This is a genomic window from Pseudanabaena sp. lw0831, from assembly GCF_016584665.1.
In the GTDB taxonomy this organism is placed as follows: Bacteria; Cyanobacteriota; Cyanobacteriia; order Pseudanabaenales; family Pseudanabaenaceae; genus Pseudanabaena.
The window spans coordinates 1-15,311 of the sequence record NZ_BBJB01000096.1 but is presented as its reverse complement, the minus strand read 5'-3'; the positions used below and the strand labels follow the sequence as shown (position 1 = coordinate 15,311).

At 44.2% G+C, this 15,311-nt stretch carries 15 protein-coding genes and 2 pseudogenes; 12 read left to right on the top strand and 5 right to left on the bottom strand.

All coding sequences use genetic code 11. The features are described from left to right. Positions 1 to 6 precede the first annotated feature (6 nt). From APA_RS20515 to APA_RS25315, 4 genes and pseudogenes are all read left to right on the top strand, one after another. Positions 7 to 771 (top strand): hypothetical protein, encoded by a 765-nt coding sequence (locus APA_RS20515; protein WP_201324090.1) that lies wholly within the window; start codon positions 7 to 9, stop codon positions 769 to 771. Between the two features lie 96 nt (positions 772 to 867). Then, a complete protein-coding gene (locus APA_RS20510) occupies positions 868 to 1,731 on the top strand; it encodes an MBL fold metallo-hydrolase (protein ID WP_201324089.1) in 864 nt (287 codons plus the stop codon). Between the two features lie 291 nt (positions 1,732 to 2,022). Continuing rightward, positions 2,023 to 2,262, top strand: a pseudogene (locus APA_RS25890) (HNH endonuclease); the annotation flags it as partial. Positions 2,263 to 2,403: 141 nt separating this feature from the next. Continuing rightward, positions 2,404 to 3,054, top strand: coding sequence for a hypothetical protein (locus APA_RS25315; protein WP_236579926.1), 651 nt, complete (start codon positions 2,404 to 2,406; stop codon positions 3,052 to 3,054). A gap of 216 nt (positions 3,055 to 3,270) precedes the next feature. Here the strand turns inward: APA_RS25315 and APA_RS20500 are convergent, their stop codons facing one another. The 3 genes from APA_RS20500 to APA_RS20490 all read right to left on the bottom strand — a co-directional run bounded on the left by APA_RS20500 (position 3,271) and on the right by APA_RS20490 (position 5,643). Beyond that, complete coding sequence (locus APA_RS20500) at positions 3,271 to 4,677, bottom strand: alkaline phosphatase family protein (RefSeq protein ID WP_201324087.1); 1,407 nt, start codon at positions 4,675 to 4,677, stop codon at positions 3,271 to 3,273. 478 nt (positions 4,678 to 5,155) lie between these two features. Then, entirely contained in the window at positions 5,156 to 5,416 is a 261-nt protein-coding gene (locus APA_RS20495; RefSeq protein ID WP_201324086.1) for a hypothetical protein, read from the bottom strand. Continuing rightward, on the bottom strand, positions 5,413 to 5,643 hold the full coding sequence (locus APA_RS20490; protein ID WP_374101379.1) for a hypothetical protein: 231 nt from the start codon (positions 5,641 to 5,643) through the stop codon (positions 5,413 to 5,415). Before APA_RS20490 ends, APA_RS20495 begins: the two co-directional genes overlap by 4 nt. A gap of 212 nt (positions 5,644 to 5,855) precedes the next feature. On the opposite strand from APA_RS20490, the gene APA_RS20485 reads away from it, so the two are divergent. The 3 genes from APA_RS20485 to APA_RS20475 all read left to right on the top strand — a co-directional run bounded on the left by APA_RS20485 (position 5,856) and on the right by APA_RS20475 (position 7,587). Next, positions 5,856 to 6,227 carry a DUF433 domain-containing protein gene (locus tag APA_RS20485; protein WP_201324084.1) on the top strand — a complete coding sequence of 124 codons (372 nt, stop codon included), beginning with the start codon at positions 5,856 to 5,858 and terminating at the stop codon, positions 6,225 to 6,227. Further along, positions 6,211 to 6,561 carry a DUF5615 family PIN-like protein gene (locus APA_RS20480; RefSeq protein WP_201324083.1) on the top strand — a complete coding sequence of 117 codons (351 nt, stop codon included), beginning with the start codon at positions 6,211 to 6,213 and terminating at the stop codon, positions 6,559 to 6,561. The genes APA_RS20485 and APA_RS20480 overlap by 17 nt, the downstream gene beginning before the upstream one ends. A gap of 375 nt (positions 6,562 to 6,936) precedes the next feature. Further along, a complete protein-coding gene (locus APA_RS20475; protein WP_201324082.1) occupies positions 6,937 to 7,587 on the top strand; it encodes a glutathione S-transferase family protein in 651 nt (216 codons plus the stop codon). A 143-nt stretch (positions 7,588 to 7,730) separates the two neighbouring features. Here APA_RS20475 and clpS read toward each other — a convergent pair whose 3' ends face one another. Beyond that, positions 7,731 to 8,039: an ATP-dependent Clp protease adapter ClpS gene (clpS, locus tag APA_RS20470; RefSeq protein WP_201324081.1), complete on the bottom strand. Its 309-nt coding sequence runs from the start codon at positions 8,037 to 8,039 to the stop codon at positions 7,731 to 7,733. A gap of 259 nt (positions 8,040 to 8,298) precedes the next feature. Between clpS and APA_RS20465 the strand changes: the two genes are divergently transcribed. The 3 genes from APA_RS20465 to APA_RS20455 all read left to right on the top strand — a co-directional run bounded on the left by APA_RS20465 (position 8,299) and on the right by APA_RS20455 (position 13,171). Further along, a complete protein-coding gene (locus APA_RS20465; protein ID WP_201324080.1) occupies positions 8,299 to 9,294 on the top strand; it encodes an LdpA C-terminal domain-containing domain in 996 nt (331 codons plus the stop codon). Between the two features lie 22 nt (positions 9,295 to 9,316). Further along, positions 9,317 to 11,059 (top strand): R3H domain-containing nucleic acid-binding protein, encoded by a 1,743-nt coding sequence (locus tag APA_RS20460; protein WP_201324079.1) that lies wholly within the window; start codon positions 9,317 to 9,319, stop codon positions 11,057 to 11,059. A 309-nt stretch (positions 11,060 to 11,368) separates the two neighbouring features. Then, positions 11,369 to 13,171: an ATP-binding protein gene (locus APA_RS20455; RefSeq protein ID WP_201324078.1), complete on the top strand. Its 1,803-nt coding sequence runs from the start codon at positions 11,369 to 11,371 to the stop codon at positions 13,169 to 13,171. A 46-nt stretch (positions 13,172 to 13,217) separates the two neighbouring features. Here the strand turns inward: APA_RS20455 and APA_RS25885 are convergent. Then, positions 13,218 to 13,316 (bottom strand): annotated as a pseudogene (locus APA_RS25885) (DUF3782 domain-containing protein); the annotation flags it as partial. 65 nt (positions 13,317 to 13,381) lie between these two features. On the opposite strand from APA_RS25885, the gene APA_RS20450 reads away from it, so the two are divergent. After that, positions 13,382 to 13,756: a response regulator gene (locus tag APA_RS20450; protein ID WP_201324077.1), complete on the top strand. Its 375-nt coding sequence runs from the start codon at positions 13,382 to 13,384 to the stop codon at positions 13,754 to 13,756. 5 nt (positions 13,757 to 13,761) lie between these two features. Continuing rightward, a complete protein-coding gene (locus tag APA_RS20445; RefSeq protein ID WP_201324076.1) occupies positions 13,762 to 15,303 on the top strand; it encodes a response regulator in 1,542 nt (513 codons plus the stop codon). The last annotated feature ends 8 nt before the right edge of the window (positions 15,304 to 15,311 follow it).

Below are 15,311 nucleotides of genomic sequence, written 5' to 3'. Positions count from 1 at the left end.
TGTGTCATGTCTTTAGATCAAGAGAAAGCACAAATCCCGTCAAGTCCCATTCCCAAATGGCTAATATGGGCAATTGCTAGAGATAATAACTATCAACCGACATTGTTAGGGCATATTGCGTTATCTGGTGCTCTAATTTCGATTGCATTAATTTCTTGGATCATCATGTTTGTAATTAGTACTGCATGGGAAAAAGAATGGATTTTCAAACCTGAAAGAATCACCGTAGAACAATTAGAATCCGCTACAGCAAAGCTATCACCAACAATATATGAGCGGAATAGAATGATCTCGCAATTTCAAGAGATTGAGAGACTTGCTGACAAACACGCCAACATCATGGGATTTTTCTATAAACAGTACTACATCTCATTGGCGACGATGGGTGCATGTGCTGCCTTAGCGATCGTGAGTCTCTTCTTTATTAGTAAAGTAGGATGGGAAAGAGTCAATAATGCGCTTATAAATATCTTTATCGTAACCAGTGGAATTGTGATCTTTTATGGCAATATCTCTCTGATATTTCAACAAAAAGATAATCTTGAAGCTAGCCAAAAGATATATGTCAATTATTTGGGCTTAAGAAATGAGGTTTTGAGTTATTTGGCAACAGGTGAAACGATCGCTAATGAAAGTATAACTCCAGCTAAATTTATTCATTATGTGGATAGGGAATTAAAATCGATCAGTTTTGTTCGACTGGGTTTCGATCCTAAGTCAATTCCAGACTTTTCAAAGCAATTTTATGACAAACCTGCAACTTCCAAGTAGTTACTCCCTTCCCAGTGAATGATTAGTGGTGCGCGGCGGAGCCGTGCACCACTAATCATTCACTTTATAACGCTTATTCTTCGGGTAAGAAATATTATGGCAAAAATTGAACGGCGACTTCCTCATAATGTCATTGGTGATTTTTATGTTGATAGCTCCTGCATTGATTGCGATACCTGTCGATGGATGGCTCCAGAGATATTTCATCAAGTAGCCGAGCAGTCTGCTGTTTATCATCAGCCCACTAATGAAATCGAACGGCTCAGAGCCTTACAAGCAGTTCTATCCTGTCCCACTGCTTCGATTGCCACAGTCGAGAAGCCCACCGATATTCAGGTGGTGCAGCAAAGTTTCCCCATTCTCATTGACCAAAATGTCTTCCATTGCGGTTTTCATGCGGAATCTTCCTATGGTGCGGCTAGTTACTTGATCCAGCATCCCGAAGGCAATATTTTGGTTGATTCACCACGTTTTGCGGCTCCATTGGTGAAACAACTGGAAGCGATGGGAGGGATTCGTTATTTGTATTTGACCCATCGTGATGATGTTGCCGATCATCAGAAGTTTCACGACCATTTTGGATGCGATCGCATTCTGCATCAAGATGATATTGTTACAAGCACGCGCAGTGTCGAGATGCAATTGACGGGAACAGATGCGATCGCGATCGCGGATGATCTGCTAATTATTCCTGTGGCTGGACATACCAAGGGACATACGGTTTTACTCTATGGACAAAAGTTTCTGTTTTCGGGCGATCATCTGGCATGGTCTGCGCAACTTCATCGTTTAATCGCGTTTCGGAATGCCTGTTGGTATTCATGGGATGAACTGGGGCGATCGATGGAACGGTTAGCAACCTATCAGTTTGAGTGGGTTTTGCCTGGGCATGGTCGTCGCTATCACAGCGATCGCGAGACTATGACGCAAGCAATGCAGGAATGTCTAGCTTCGTTTTGAGTTGAATGTGGTGTTTTGCGATCAGTCTAGAAGTTTTTTGGCTTTTGCTATGTCATGTTACACAGAAATTTTCTGTATAACTCACCTATATGGGATGTTACCCAGACAAATTCCATGTAAAACGCAAAATAATTGTGTTACCCCGAAATTTTCTGTATAGTTGTCATAATAAAGGCGAGGGCGATTATGCAGAAACTTTCAGTATAATTATTAATCATACTTTTGAAATCAAGGTTTCTTTACCCCTCTTCTGTCTTTCTTGTCAAATCTGTTAAGGAAACCAGAGAAAAAATGACAGAATTAAAATCACCGAGAGACTCAACTATACGGAAGCTGTTTGCACTATCGATGAATCAATGTGCATTTCCAGATTGCCCTACTAAAATTATTGATCCTATTACCAGCACTATACTGGGGGAGGTTTGTCATATATGCGCTCAGAATCCTGGTGGTTCTCGATATAATCCTCAACAAACTTCTGAAGAAAGGCACTCCTTCGAGAATCTAATTCTCCTTTGCAGAAATCATCACAAAGTGATTGATGCCCCAGAAAACCTTCATAGGTATACTGTTGAATTCTTGACTCAGCTAAAAGCTAGGCATGAGGAAAATGCAAAGAAATTGTCGCCTGATAAATTTGCGCTATCAGAAGCACTAGTTGCCAAATTGAAAATGACACTTGAAAGTTATTCACCACCAAATGTGTATATGAACTTTCAAGGAGCATTTTTTAAAGCGGGTGGAGATGGTGGATACTTGGGTGGAGATGGCGGAGATGGTGGAGTAATCAACATAGTCGGTGTAACACCATCAGGATTTCATGAGCCAATTGATGCTGATGGCGGAGATGGTCAAGCCCTTGGTGCTGGCGGCGGCGGTGGCGGTGTGGTTAGTTATACTGGTCGTTCAGCAGACATAACTGATATTGACAATGGACTTAAAGTATCAAGTATCTTTCTTGTTGATGCAGTCCGAGAGTTACAAGGACTGCTTTATGTGCTTGGTGGTGGATGGGAATGGTGCACAGTTCCATCTTTACCGTGCAATTTACAACTAAATTTAGTATGCATTTTTGAGACAGGTAGCGTTCCAATAAATACGATGCTTAGGATCGACTACTCTATTGAAGATCCTGAAGGTCACACTACATTAATTTCATATTACGATTTATCAATACAATCTAATTCTCAAATACGCCGTTATCCTGTCATAAACCTTCTACCTGTTGAAATAAATTGTGTTGGTGTATGGTGCATCAAAGTATCGTCTGGAGAGATTCCGTTAGTTAAGCATAATATTGAGTTTCGTCTAGCAAATGATTGATAATAACAGGGCTATCAATTAATCATTGAGCGATCGCGCTTAAATGCATTGTAGCGATCACCTTCAACTTTTGGACATGCGATCACACGGATAAATTAGCACTCTTACTTTAATGCTCAACAAGAATATGTAATCCACTGTTAGAGAGAAATCTATCCATTCTTTAGCGTGCGAATTAGCAATAACAGCACAGAATAGATAGGGATTGCGATCAGCCTAAAATCGATAGGCTAAAAACGGGATCAGCATTTCAGCCCGCGTCACACCGCCATGAATACCTATGAGCGTCGTTTGACAATCCTCTGGTTTCGTCTCTCCCACATGCTGAAAACAAGACCAGCCATTTTGGGGAATTAAAATCAAATCTCCCATGCGATCTCCCATTTCCTCAGTAGGTGGCTGTTCGGGTAATCCAAATAATCCAAGATGGATTGCTTTATCTTTTGGAATTGCTAAAAACCGATCTCTCAAATGAGTCTGAATATAGGCGATCGCTGATTCTTCTTGACCCGATCTAACATGCAAAAATCGAGCTTGCGACTCACCCGTCGCGGGAGCGCATAGGCATTTCGTTAACTCAGGATGGTGATTCAACCACAGTACTTTATCTGGGGCGATCGTCCGTTGTCCATGATCGGCGACCAGTAATAACACAATGTCTGATCGACCCCGCAATGGCTCGAACAACTCCCGCTTCAACGCAAAATCTAGCGTTGCAACCTCTGCTCGGTAACAAGGACTCAGGGGACCATACCGATGGGCTGCACTGTCTAAATTCGGAATATAGAGGTGTGTAAAACTCTTAGTTTTCTCTTGAAGGCTTTTCTCTTGAAGACTGAGCAGACGATCTCGAAGCTGAACAAATCCATCGCTTGCTGTCAGATAATCAACATACCCTTGTTTACCCGCTTGCGCGCCGCCTGTGGTGAACCGACTGACGCTAGTTCCTCGAAAGTTGCGCCAGTTGACAATCCCCACATTGATCCCAGCATCCTCCAAGGTCAAATATAAATTCGGGACGGGGACAAACGTCTCTGGATTGAGTTGCGAATCTAGATAGGGGGTCGAATTGGGTGATAAACCTGGTGTCCACCGTAGAAAATTGACAATACTTCCCACTTCTCGGACATAGGCTCTTGTCCCCATGATGCCATGTTGGGCAGGAGCGTGGGCAGTGGCAGCGCTGGTGAGAGCAGTGGCGGTGGTGCTTGGAAAGACCGAAGTCGCAGGGATGAAAAAAGCTTGGGGACTCCCGCAGGCGATCGCTAGTCCAGGGGCATCACCGTCTGCCATTACAGTTTGGAGTTGATCATAACCAAAGGCATCCACGATCAATAGAACCACATGGTTGATGTCATCCTGCTGTTGCCAAGACTCCCACGCCTCGGTCACGGCTGGATTCTCCAACAGCGATGGATTGAATGGTGGCAACGTAGCGATGGAAGCTGGCATCTTATCGATCCCCAACCAATGCATCGCTAAGGCGGGCACATTCGCCAGTCCCAAGCCATCATAGCTAGGACGGACTGTCTCTGCTTCCAACAATTCAGGTGGCAGCGATTGTCTTTCGAGCAAAGCGGCTTCAGCAAGAGCGGTCACATTGGGAAACGAAGAATTTGCCATGGGTATTTTCAGAATAGATTCACCATATTGACCATTGTAGCGCGATCGTTTCCTCCCCTAATCTTCCATTACCACCGTCCACACCAAAATTGTTAATAATACTAAAACATCAAATGGCTTTGCCATTTGGTGTTTTTAAAACCCCTGCTGGGTTTGGTTTTTAATTCACAAAAGTGTTGGCACACTTTTGTGAATTGGTATAACTGATCGTTCTGAGTACAGGAAATTAAACGGAATTGCTGCCAGTGACCTTGGTCGTTATACAGAAGCGATACGCCCGCTAAAGTTGTCTGTTTATATCCGAGATTGTGCCATCAGAAATGGTTCGCTTCGTCGTTGAGTCTAGAAAAGTTATTGGCGATCGCTTTCAAGATGCGTTCTGCCGCAAAGACTAATAATTATTATGCGATCGCGGTTTAGTTTGTTTAGATGAGGGGCGATCGCGCAGTCTAATTTATTAAACCCAAGTATCACTTAATCAGAAAAAGTTCTCATAATCATCATGACTACCAATCCAAAACCAAGTTACAGAATCACCATCAAGAATCCCAAGTGCACGATAATTTCTCGTTATTCTGACAGACCAAATCGATTCCTCGCTATTAATACATTTAAAATGTAAAGACGGGTGAAAAGCATTATCCGCCCATAGACGATAAGCCTTTCTTGCACTTTGCCTGACATCATCATTTAGCTTGCGGTACTCAATCCAAAAAGAAGGCAAAATAGATGGCTTCATAACTGATTGAAATCAAGAGCAACCGCCTTACCCTCAGCAATTTCTTGTTTAGCAAGTCTTGCCGCAGCCACTAACTTTGATTGACTTTTTGCAAATGAGTTATCCCATTTAATTTCATCTTGCAGATCGTTAATATATTCTCGCAAATGATCGGTAACTCTCTCCTGTAAACTGGCAGGCAAAGACTCCATAATTTTAACCAAGGTTGAAATTTGGGGTGATGATATGCTCATGACTTTTAGTTATGAAGTTACACATACAAAGCTATCACAGGTTTATTTGATTTTGTCTCGTATGGGGAACTGCGATCGCTAAGGCAAATATATAGTTAAGCGATCGCGTTTGAATACACTGGGGGCGATCTCCTTCAATTTTTGGACATGCGATCGCATTATGCTTCTTGCTACAATATTTTTATACAGTTCAATTCAGGTGCAACATGTCCCTAATGAGCGCCCCAGCCAAATTCCACGCAACCTCTCCCCCTCTACGTTGGGATGAAGCGGGAGGTATCCGTATAGGTTCGAGTCGAGTAACTCTAGATAGTCTACTTGCAACATACCACAATGGCTCTACTCCAGAAGAAATCGCTATTCAGTATCCAGTTCTTCATTTAGAAGACATATATAGTGCGATCGCTTATTATCTAAATCATCGTCAGGAAATTGACAATTATTTAGAGCAACGCAATCAAAAAGCTCAACAACTCAGACAGCAACTTACTCAAAAGCACAACCTAGTGGAACTGAGGCAGCGCTTGCTTACTCGTCAGTCACAAAAAGAATCGGGGCAAAATGCGCCTTCTAAGTGACGAAAATTTTAACGGAGCCATATTGCGTGGTCTAATGAGACGCTTGCCTGAACTGGATTTAGTTCGAGTGCAAGACGTAGGGCTGATGCATACTGATGATCCAGTTATTTTGGAATGGGCTGCGAACGAGGGACGTATCTTGCTTACCCATGACGTAGCCACTGTTGCGATGTATGCATACGAGCGCGTCAATCAAGGATTACCTATGACTGGAGTTGTTGAAGTGATTGCGACAGCACCCATTGGTAAAATCATTGATGATTTAGAACTATTTATTTGTTGTAGCGAACCTGAAGAATATGAGGGTCAAGTTCTTTTTATCCCTTTCTCCTAATCATCGCTACCTTATAGCCCCAGCAAAAGCCTAACACTGCGGCGGCTCAACTAGAACGTTATACCAAACCGAAACGCCCGTCAAAGTTATCTGTTTATCGCCGAAATTAAGCACTCAAAAATGATTTGCTTCGTTGATGAGTTCCGAGAAGTTATTGGCGATCGCTTTCAGGATGATTCCTGCCGCAAGGTCAAATAATTATTACAAGATCGGAGTATAACCAGTCACATTAGATTAGGACAACATTGTGATATTTTGATGTCGATTTGGAGTCAATCTATTTTTGCTCAATTCAGACGCTAGGTAGCTCAGATGCCTAGATCAACTTCTGCTTTCGCCCCACAGTTGAAAGTCAAACTCTAAGAGAAAAAATCAATGAGTCTTACATTCTATTTCGCTCCCATGTCCACTGCTAGCATTACCGAAGCCGTTCTCGCGGAACTTGCTATCCCTTTCGATCTCGAAACACTCAATATCAGTATTGGAGATACCAAAAAGCCTGAATTCCTGAAGGTTAACCCAAACGGAAGAGTCCCTGCGATCGTACATGAAGGAATGGCGATTTGGGAGTCTTCTGCGATCACGATGTACTTAGGTGAAGTCTTTGGAGTGGAGGCAAAGCTTTATCCCGCACCAGGACCAAAGCGCGGTGAAGCAATGAAATGGATCGCATGGGGCAACGTCACGCTTGCAGAACCAGCTAGTCGATTATTCGCATCCTTGCCGACTGAAATGCAGGGAGATGTTGAAACTAACTCAGAGGAAGCAGCAGTTCCTGAGATGAAAAGCGCGATCGCTATGGAAAAAGCAAAAGCCGATCTCGCTGACTGTCTCAGAATTCTCAATGGTGGGTTAGAAGGAAGATCTTTTTTACTCGGCGACTATAGTCTCGCAGACACTCATCTACAAGGCATCGTTGGCTGGATCGGTTCAATGGAGATTGACTTGACTCGTTTCCCCAACGTCACAGGATGGCTGAAGCGCTGCTACGAGCGTCCAGCGATCGCTAAGTTGATGGCAGGCTGAGTTCGAGAACCTAAAACTGCTCAAACCTCTGACTATTTGTTCAATGCAACTGCCCAAAGCAAGCGCATTGAACAAATGATTTGGAACCACAGAACAACCTCAATTCACCTCGAAATAATTGTTAAGCAATACCAAAAGCACATTTACTCAGCTTCAAGAGGAGCCATCGTTAAACCTGCTTGCTTTAGTTGGGCATGATAAAGCTCCGCTTGCTCCATCGGACCCACCCAAACGATCGCTAAGCCCTCAAAATGAACTTGATTGGTCAACTCCCAAGCCATCTCCTCATTCATGTTCGGGATATATTTCATCAAGCATTCAGAAACATGCTCAAAGGTATTGAAATCATCGTTTAACACAATGACCTTATATTTCGGGTAAGGCTTGCGTACTACCTCCTTGACAGTATCTCTAACTTTTTCAGGGGTTTGAACAGCAGCAAAAATAGCCATAATTTCAACTCACGCTTTATATCTTGCATTATCGCAAAAAGCGATCGTAGTTGCGTATTTTCGCAACCATGCTCCAAAAGCCAAACGAGAGTGGCGGCGCTTTGCGCCGCCACTCTCGTTTGGCTTTTAGGTTATATGTCTTGCCACACTCTTGTGAATTAAAAAATTAACTCGGTAAGGTTTTTTAAAACGCCAAATGGCGTAGTCATTTTGTGTTTTGGGATTAACCACAGCGTGGTAACCGCGATAATATAGAAATATGGAACTTGAAGCTCTCCGATCGCACCAGTGGTTTAAGCTCATTTGTGGTGCGAGTTACCAACATTTACCCGCAATTCGCAATCTTGCCCTGATTTATACATTGGCAGGAGCTGATTGTATTGATATGGCTCCCGACCCAGCCACGATCGCTGCCGCCAGAGCAGGAATTGCCGCAGCGCTCAAGTTAGAACCAACGGCGATCGCGCCTTTAGTAATGGTCAGCTTTAACGATGGCGAAGACCCTCATTTTCGGAAAGCATTTTTTGATCCTGAGCTTTGTCCTAGCGATTGCAGCCGTCCTTGTGAAAAAGTATGTCCTACCACAGCAATACAATTTAGTAATGATTACAATGGGATCATGCCAAGTCTTTGTTATGGGTGCGGTCGTTGCTTACCGCTATGTCCAGTGCAAATTATTCATACCCGCGAACAGGTTTATGTCCCTGAAAATATTTTTGATGAAGTACTTAACCAGTCAGTTAATGCGATCGAAATTCATACGCAACCCAATCGAACCAAAGAATTTGCCGCATTTTGGCAGCGCTTGAGTCCGATTATCCCCAAGCTCAAGTTGGTAGCCGTCAGCTTCCCCGATTGCGAAGATCTGCGTGATTACCTCATGTCTTTGCTCGAAGGTATGAACCCCAAGCCGAGATCGCTGATCTGGCAAACCGATGGCAGACCGATGAGTGGCGATATAGGTGATGGCGCAACTAGGGCAACGCTGCAATTAGGGCAAAAAGTGCTGAATTTTCAGTTACCCCATGGCTTTGTGCAACTGGCTGGTGGTACAAATGCTAGTACTGTCCCAAAACTGCGCCAAGCAAACATCCCAGTAGCTGGGGTTGCCTATGGCAGCTATGCCCGTAAAATCGTGATGGATTTTCTAGAAGGTCTGGGAGAAGAAATACCCGATCGCCTCGAAGATCGTCCTTGCTTACTCTGGCAAACTGTTGCGATCGCCCGTCAATTAGTTTCGCAAATCAAAACCTAACTGTAAAACCTTAAAAAGCCTAATGGAATCCATCCGCAAGCAAGTTACAGACAACCTCGATCAACTCCTCGATATTTTGCCACCGCGCATTAAAAGCAGCATTGAACTCTGCGGCGGGTTAGAACAACTTGTCGAAATTGTGATGGACTTAGGCAGGTTGCCAGAAGCACGTTATTTTGACAGCACCAAATATCTAACCGATGACCCGATTACCAAAGAAGATTTGGCGCTTTGTGTCAAGCAAGTTGGCGAATTTGGCGGCGATAACCGCGCAGGTATCGAACGCACACTCCACCGTATCAGTGCCATCCGCAACCGCAAAGGCGAAATCATTGGTCTAACCTGTCGCGTTGGTCGGGCTGTCTATGGCACGATCGCGATGATTCGAGACTTAGTAGAAACAGGTAAATCGATTTTATTACTGGGTAAACCAGGGATGGGCAAAACTACAGCCCTACGTGAAATTGCCCGTGTACTTGCCGATGACCTAAATAAGCGCGTCGTCATTATTGACTCATCCAACGAAATTGCTGGCGATGGCGACATTCCTCACCCTGCGATCGGACGCGCCCGCAGAATGCAAGTCTCGCAGCCTGAGTTGCAACACCAAGTGATGATCGAGGCGGTGGAAAACCACATGCCTGAAGTGATCGTCATCGATGAGATCGGCACTGAACTCGAAGCATTAGCGGCTCGAACGATCGCGGAACGAGGTGTGCAACTCGTTGGCACGGCTCACGGTAATCAACTCGCCAATTTAATCAAAAACCCTACCCTATCCGATCTGATCGGCGGCATTCAATCGGTCACCCTCGGCGATGAAGAAATGCGGCGGCGCGGCTTGCCTCAAAAGAGCATTTTGGAGCGCAAAGCCCAGCCAACTTTCGATATTGCTGTAGAAATGTGGGAACGCTACCGTTGGGCAGTCCATGACGATGTGGCGGGAACCATTGATATGCTCTTGCGCGATCGCGACCCTGGTCGTCAAATTCGCGCAGTCAGTGATGTAGGCGAAGTCACTACCACCGAAGAGAAGCCCAAAAATCCTGAAGTGATGCGAAATCCTGCGGTCAAAGGTTGGCGGGCCACGGGCAAGATTAAGCCCATTCCCCTCGATCCACAAGTACAAATGCGATCGGAAATAGCCGATCTGTCTAACAAGATTAGCAATACAAGCGTGGCAGAGCTGAATGAATCTGATGACGATGATGCAGAAGAATTTGGCGATATGTCTTCCTATGTCGCCATGCGAGAACGCTTCGGGACGCTGAATGTCTATCTCTATGGAGTCAGCCGCCATCAAACTGAACAGGTGGTGCAATCGATCAATTTACCGATTGAAATCACCAAGGATCTGGATGAAGCAGATATTGTGCTGGCTCTGCGATCGCAGATTCGCACTAGCTCCAAAGTGCGCCAAGTTGCCGAAGCGCGACAGATTCCCATTCACGCGATCAAAACTAGCACTCTGCCGCAAATCACTCGCGCATTACGAAGGATTTTGCATATCGATGAGAGTCCTGCGGATACGGTTAGCGACTTGAATATGTTCGCCTATGGGGATTCTGAGGATGAAATCGAAGCGCTCGAAGAGACAAGACTAGCCGTTGAGCAGATCGTGATTCCCAAGAATCAACCTGTCGAGTTATTGCCCCGTTCATCGATTATTCGGCGGATGCAGCACGAACTAGTTGAACATTATCAACTGCGATCGGAAAGCTACGGCTCCGAGCCAAATCGACGTTTACGCATTTTTCCTAATTAGGAAATTCCTAAGAGAAAGTGTGTAGGGGCAGGTTTTGGAACAAAGCTATGGATAAACCATTGAGTCGTTGCTAAACCTGCCCCCTACAAGTTAGCGGCAGGTTTAGCCCTAACCATCCTAAAATAAGCTTACTAAGAGCGTGTTTGAGAAGTCAATACGTTCTAAATTTTCAGCTAAAGCCAATGTTCTTGCCCCCTAAATCCCCCAATTCTGGGGGACTTGAATCTGGTTCCCCCCAGAATTGGGGGGCTAGGGGGGCAGAGGCAAAACTTCTCAAACACACTCTAATTCCTAATTATCTTCTTGAAAATGGCTAAAAGCAAGCGTTCTAATTCTCGCCCAGCAACTCAGCCACCTGTCTCGAAAGAATCCCTCACGGCTCCAACCCATGAGCAAGATGAGCTGTGGCGACAACGGCAATGGGTGAAGTTGTTTGCCGAGGTTACGCTTAAAATTCGCCAGTCATTGCAGTTCAAGGAAATCCTCCGCGCTACCGTAACGGAAGTACAGCGCATCTTGCAAGCCGATCGCGTACTCATTTATCAAGTTTTACCCAATGGCACAGGACGCGCCATTAGCGAAGCAGTTCTACCCGACTACCCCAAGATTCTCGATTTAGAATTTCCTGAAGAAGTCTTTCCAACTGAATATCAACAACTTTATGCTGAAGGACGGGTAAGGGCGATCGCAGATGTGCACGATCCCAAAGCAGGATTATCAGAATGCTTAATCGAGTTTATTAATCAGTTCCATATCAAAGCCAAGTTGATTGTGCCAATTCTGCAAAATCTGAATTCCCATCAACAAAATGAAGCGATCGCACCTAACCAGCTATGGGGATTAGTAATTGCTCACCATTGCGATCGCCCTCACCACTGGGCCGATTTTGAACTGGAGCTAATGCAACAACTTGCAGACCAGATCAGCATTGCCTTAGCTCAGGCGCAGTTATTAGAACATTTAGAAGAAATAGTCGAAGTTCGCACTGCCGAATTGCAAGAAGTCAATCGTAGTCTTCAGCAGGAAATCAACGATCGGATGCAAGCTGAAGCCGCACTAAGACGCAGCGAAGAACAGTTGAGATTGATTACCAATGCGCTACCAGTGCTGATTGCCTATGTAGATGAACATCAGCGCTATAGATTTAACAACAAAGCCTATGAAGATTGGCTAGGACAATCACCCGCCGATATTTTTGACAGTAATCTCCAAACTGTGTGGGGAATTGACTGCTATGAAAGAATGCAAGTCTATGTGAAGTTAGCATTATTGGGGCAAGTGGTAACCTACGAAAATGAAATCACCTTAAAAGATGGGCTACCTTGCTCTGTAAATGTTACTTATATTCCGCATCTGGACGAACAGAAAAATGTCATCGGGTTCTTTGCGCTGACGAGTGATATTAGCGATCGCAAAGCGATCGAGCGCATGAAAGATGAATTTATCGCTGTGGTCAGCCATGAGTTACGAACGCCCTTAACATCTCTGCATAGTGCTTTAAAAATTTTGGCGACGGGACGCTTAGGCAGTCTGTCTAATGATGGCAAGCAAATGCTAGAAATCGCTGATGACAACACAGAGAGGTTGGTGCGTTTAGTAAATAATGTTCTTGATTTGAAGAGGATTGAGTCAGGCGATGTGAGAATGGAAAAGCAGGTCTGCAATGTCGCGGCTTTAATGATCCAAGCAACAGAATCTATGCAACCAATGGCTCAGCAGCAGGGTGTAGTTTTGGCAGTTAAGCCAATTGATATCGAGATTTTAGTTGATTCAGATTATATCGTGCAAGCTCTTACCAATCTCCTCAGCAATGCGATCAAGTTCTCAACAACTGATGGTACGGTTTGGCTAACCGCTGAGGGCAAATCGAATACAGAAGTACTATTTTCAGTTCGCGATCAAGGGCAAGGAATTCCATCGGATAAGCTGGAAAGTATTTTTGAAAGATTCCAACAAGTGGATTCATCAGATTCAAGACGGAAGGGGGGGACGGGGCTAGGGTTAACTATCTGTCGTAAGATTATTGAGCAGCATGAGGGCAAAATTTGGGCAGAAAGTACTCTCGGTGAGGGTAGTACTTTCTCTTTTACATTACCATTATTGACTGTGTAAACGAACCATTTACGCCCAACCAAACTCATTCACCATATACGAGGCATTACCAAACTTTGGGCGCAAAACTACGATCATTTGCGATCGCAACTGTATCTCCTGAAGGCTTAATCAAAAACAAACCTTCCTGTACTGTATAGACATCAGCCCTGCACAAAAAGCACAAATAGATTCATAATGAAAATTACTGTTTATAGCTAACAGAGAGCCATGCCAACTAAACGGATTTTGATTGTTGATGATGAAGAAAGCATTCAAACTGTTGTGCAGTTTGGTATTCAGATGGTCGCTGATTGGGATGTGTTAATTGCGAGTTCGGGTCCACAAGGGATTAAAACTGCTTGTGACGAAATCCCTGATGCCATTTTGCTAGATGTGATGATGCCAGATATGGATGGTATTGCCACATTTAAGGCTCTTCAGACCGATCCACAAACCGCCCAGATTCCCGTGATTTTCTTAACCGCCAAAGTTCAAACCTCCGAGAGAAGGCAATTTAATGATTTAGGTGTCAGTGGGGTGATTACAAAACCTTTTAATTCCCTTGATCTCCCCGATCAGATTGCGAAAATGCTGGATTGGTAAAAGCTATGAAAATATTGCTCGTAGAAGATGATGATGTATTAATTGCTGTCTTAACTAAAAACCTGACAGAACATCACTACATTGTGGATGTAGTCAAAGATGGCGAAATGGGTTGGACTTATGGCTCGACCTTTGAGTATGACCTAATTATGTTAGATATCGTTTTGCCCAAGCTAGACGGAATCAGCCTATGTCAACGCTTTCGCTCCGAAGGATATACCACCCCAATTCTATTACTTACATCGCAAAATGCCAGCACCGCTAAGGTCAGTGGATTAGATGCAGGGGCTGATGACTATGTGGTTAAACCTTTTGATGTTGCCGAATTAATTGCACGGATTCGAGCCTTACTGCGGCGAAGTAATGCCAGTTCTTTTCCTGTACTAGTTTGGGGAGATTTACTGCTAAATCCTAGTACTTGCGAGGTTTCTTACAATGATCATTCACTGACACTCACGAATAAAGAATATGAGTTGCTAGAGCTTTTATTGCGCGATAGTCAGCATTTACTCAGTGCTGACGAGATCCTCGATCGCTTATGGTCATCCGATGAGTTTCCCTCCGAAGCAACAGTGCGATCGCATATTCGGCGATTGCGTCATAAGTTAGTAGAAGTAGGTGCACCGTCAGATTTTATTGCGACTGTCCATGGGCGTGGCTATTACCTCAAAGCGCCAGATAAGGTAGCTGAGGTCGGAATACCAAACGAAATTGAGTCTGGTAGTCCCAATTTACCTAAGTTAGTCCAATCAAAGTCTCAAGATAATCAACAAAAGCAGTATTTAGAATTCTTAAACCAACTTTGGATAGACACCAAGCCAAAAAGTATTGAACAATTAGAAGTATTATTTCAAGCTGTCAGGAAATTACAATCTGGTGAACTGGCTCCACAATTACAAGCGCAGGCTCAACAAGTGGCTCACAAATTAGCTGGGACTTTGGGAACCCTTGGCTTGACGATCGCGATGCAATTGGCGCGTCAATTAGAAAATTTGCTCGCTAGCCAACTTTTACTAAAAAAACAACAGTTAGAAATTTTAGAAGCCTTGGTAACTTCTTTAGAAGAGTCAATTCAAAATACGTATCTAATTCAAAGTGCTCCAATCGCAGCGATCGCGGATATATCATCTTCAAAACTTGAGTTAGATCATTCTCAATTCGGAACTAAAGTGATGATTGTCGATGATGATGTCGATTGTTTGCGATCGCTTCCTAAGCTCCTGAAGCCTTGGGGCTTTAAAGTAACGACCTTGGCTGATCCACAGGACTTTTGGACAGTGTTGCAATCTGTGGAGCCTGATGTCTTAGTGTTGGATGTCAATATGCCTGAGATAAATGGACTTGAACTCTGTCAAGCTCTAAGGAGCAATCTTGACTGGCAGCGTTTACCTGTTTTATTTCTAAGTGTGATGACGGATGTCAACACCCAAAATCTCGCTTTTAGTGTTGGCGCAGATGACTATCTATGCAAACCAATCGTGGGGATCGATCTAGCAAGTCGGATTCATAATCGACTGCAACGAGTTAAAGCTTACCAAAACAGTTAAATGGTTCG

Coding starts and splice junctions, on each gene's coding strand:
- APA_RS20515 (WP_201324090.1), top strand. CDS start 7: ATGTCTTTAGATCAAGAGAAAGCACAAATCCCGTCAAGTCCCATTCCC.
- APA_RS20510 (WP_201324089.1), top strand. CDS start 868: ATGGCAAAAATTGAACGGCGACTTCCTCATAATGTCATTGGTGATTTT.
- APA_RS25315 (WP_236579926.1), top strand. CDS start 2,404: ATGACACTTGAAAGTTATTCACCACCAAATGTGTATATGAACTTTCAA.
- APA_RS20500 (WP_201324087.1), bottom strand. CDS start 4,677: ATGGCAAATTCTTCGTTTCCCAATGTGACCGCTCTTGCTGAAGCCGCT.
- APA_RS20495 (WP_201324086.1), bottom strand. CDS start 5,416: ATGAAGCCATCTATTTTGCCTTCTTTTTGGATTGAGTACCGCAAGCTA.
- APA_RS20485 (WP_201324084.1), top strand. CDS start 5,856: ATGTCCCTAATGAGCGCCCCAGCCAAATTCCACGCAACCTCTCCCCCT.
- APA_RS20480 (WP_201324083.1), top strand. CDS start 6,211: ATGCGCCTTCTAAGTGACGAAAATTTTAACGGAGCCATATTGCGTGGT.
- APA_RS20475 (WP_201324082.1), top strand. CDS start 6,937: ATGAGTCTTACATTCTATTTCGCTCCCATGTCCACTGCTAGCATTACC.
- clpS (WP_201324081.1), bottom strand. CDS start 8,039: ATGGCTATTTTTGCTGCTGTTCAAACCCCTGAAAAAGTTAGAGATACT.
- APA_RS20465 (WP_201324080.1), top strand. CDS start 8,299: ATGGAACTTGAAGCTCTCCGATCGCACCAGTGGTTTAAGCTCATTTGT.
- APA_RS20460 (WP_201324079.1), top strand. CDS start 9,317: ATGGAATCCATCCGCAAGCAAGTTACAGACAACCTCGATCAACTCCTC.
- APA_RS20455 (WP_201324078.1), top strand. CDS start 11,369: ATGGCTAAAAGCAAGCGTTCTAATTCTCGCCCAGCAACTCAGCCACCT.
- APA_RS20450 (WP_201324077.1), top strand. CDS start 13,382: ATGCCAACTAAACGGATTTTGATTGTTGATGATGAAGAAAGCATTCAA.
- APA_RS20445 (WP_201324076.1), top strand. CDS start 13,762: ATGAAAATATTGCTCGTAGAAGATGATGATGTATTAATTGCTGTCTTA.